This window comes from Sphingobacterium sp. HSC-15S19 (assembly GCF_050433745.1).
Taxonomy (GTDB): domain Bacteria; phylum Bacteroidota; class Bacteroidia; order Sphingobacteriales; family Sphingobacteriaceae; genus Sphingobacterium; species Sphingobacterium siyangense.
Window position 1 is genome coordinate 1 of the sequence record NZ_JBNPWQ010000093.1, and the last position, 1,689, is coordinate 1,689.

The 1,689-nt window shown below is 37.0% G+C and carries 2 protein-coding genes; both read right to left on the minus strand.

The genetic code is table 11. The annotated features are described in order from the left end of the window. Positions 1-71 precede the first annotated feature (71 nt). The gene (locus tag L1283_RS28425; RefSeq protein ID WP_341832698.1) at positions 72-266 is read right to left on the minus strand and encodes a hypothetical protein; all 195 of its coding nucleotides are present in this window, start codon (positions 264-266) and stop codon (positions 72-74) included. 37 nt (positions 267-303) lie between these two features. Further along, positions 304-1,560, minus strand: coding sequence for an NRAMP family divalent metal transporter (locus L1283_RS28430; RefSeq protein ID WP_341832697.1), 1,257 nt, complete (start codon positions 1,558-1,560; stop codon positions 304-306). Positions 1,561-1,689 lie beyond the last annotated feature (129 nt).

Sequence of the window (1,689 nt, forward strand, 5' to 3'; positions counted from 1 at the left end):
AACAAACTCAACTCTTTTTCTTTATTGCCTACCATACCTAAATTTAATCACCTAAAGATAAGAAAACTAAATTATTTAGCAAAAGGATAGGTCAAAAACTTTTTTTCTTTTGCCATTTGAAAAAGAAATTCATTTCTATCCTGTATGCTTAAATTTAGAATGTGGTCTAAGGCAGTAAATTCAACCCCATTATTGCCACCATCTTTTTTATATTTATTGGTAAGTATCTTTAATATTTTCGTTTCAATTTCTAGCTGATTTTCCATTTAACAAAGATTGTCTAGCTTTTCTTTTTAAAAATGTTTAAAACATAAAGTATATTAGGCCTACAGCTGCTGCCGTCATCAATATAAAAGTCATCGTTCCCAGAATATTGGAAAGCCTCGTGTTTGTATGCTTGCCCATTATCTTTTTATTATTTGCGATATGCATGATGACTGCGATCATGACCGGAGCTGTCAATCCATATACAATTGCTGTGTAAAGCAGTGCCTTAATAGGGCTTACACCAAAAAAGTCAAGTGAGAGCCCTACGAGAAGGGAAACTATAATAGAACCATAGAAAGGTTTTGCCTGAGAGAATTTTTTATCTAAACCCGCCTTCCAGCCGAAAGTTTCAGCGAGCATATAAGATTGTGAGCCTGCAAGAACCGGAATTGCAAGCATTCCCGTTCCCAGTACTCCGGTAGCAAAAATGAAATAAGTCAGCTTTCCAGCCAACGGTTCAAGTGCTTTGGCAGCCTGATCCACTGTGTCGATCTTATGAATTCCTCCATTAAAGAGTACGGTTCCCGTAGTAAGAATCATAAAGAACATAACCATATTGGACAGGAGCATTCCCAAATTTACATCGGTTTTCATTTCACTTAATATTTGCTTGTCCACTACTATTGCACCTTTGTGGGCCTGGTCTTCTGCCTCCATTGTAGTCTGCCAAAAGAATAAGTAAGGAGAAATTGTGGTCCCAAGAATTGCTACTATGATGGAAAGAAATTCTTTATCAAATTTTATCGTGGGTATAAAGGTTTTTTTTGCAACCAAAAGCCAGTCCTGACCGACCATAAAAGGTACGATTATATATAATAATAAACTTAGACATAGCCATTTCAGGATCATTGATATTTTCTGATACGAATAATTTATGATGATAAAAAGAAGCAGAGCGGTGATAATAATACAAAAAACTGATATCGGTATGTTAGGACATATCATATTTGCTACCGCTCCCATTCCCTGTATATCGGCTCCGATATTGAGGGTAATTGCAGGAAAACTAAAAAGTAGCATGCTATAAAGGATAGGTTTTGAGTAATGTTTTTTTAGTGTCACTGTAAGCCCTTCGCATGTTACAAGACCGATCCTCGCACACATACCCTGTATGGCTGCCATTAGCGGGAAAGTAAGCAGAGCGGTCCACAACGTAGAAAGTCCAAATTGTGCACCTGCCTGTGAATAGGTTTCAATTCCTGAAGGATCGTCGTCACTGGCACCCGTGATCAGCCCGGGACCTAATTTTTTAAAAAATCTCAGAATTTTTGAGTCATTCCTTTCTTTTGACATAGGTTTATTTTTTATTGGTTTGTCCCAGTATCAATTGTATTAAATTTACATTTAATTTTCCGATTACACACAAGCGGATAAAAATTGGCGAGAGCTATCGCAATCAAAGCAAGTCCCGCTGCTTATCTT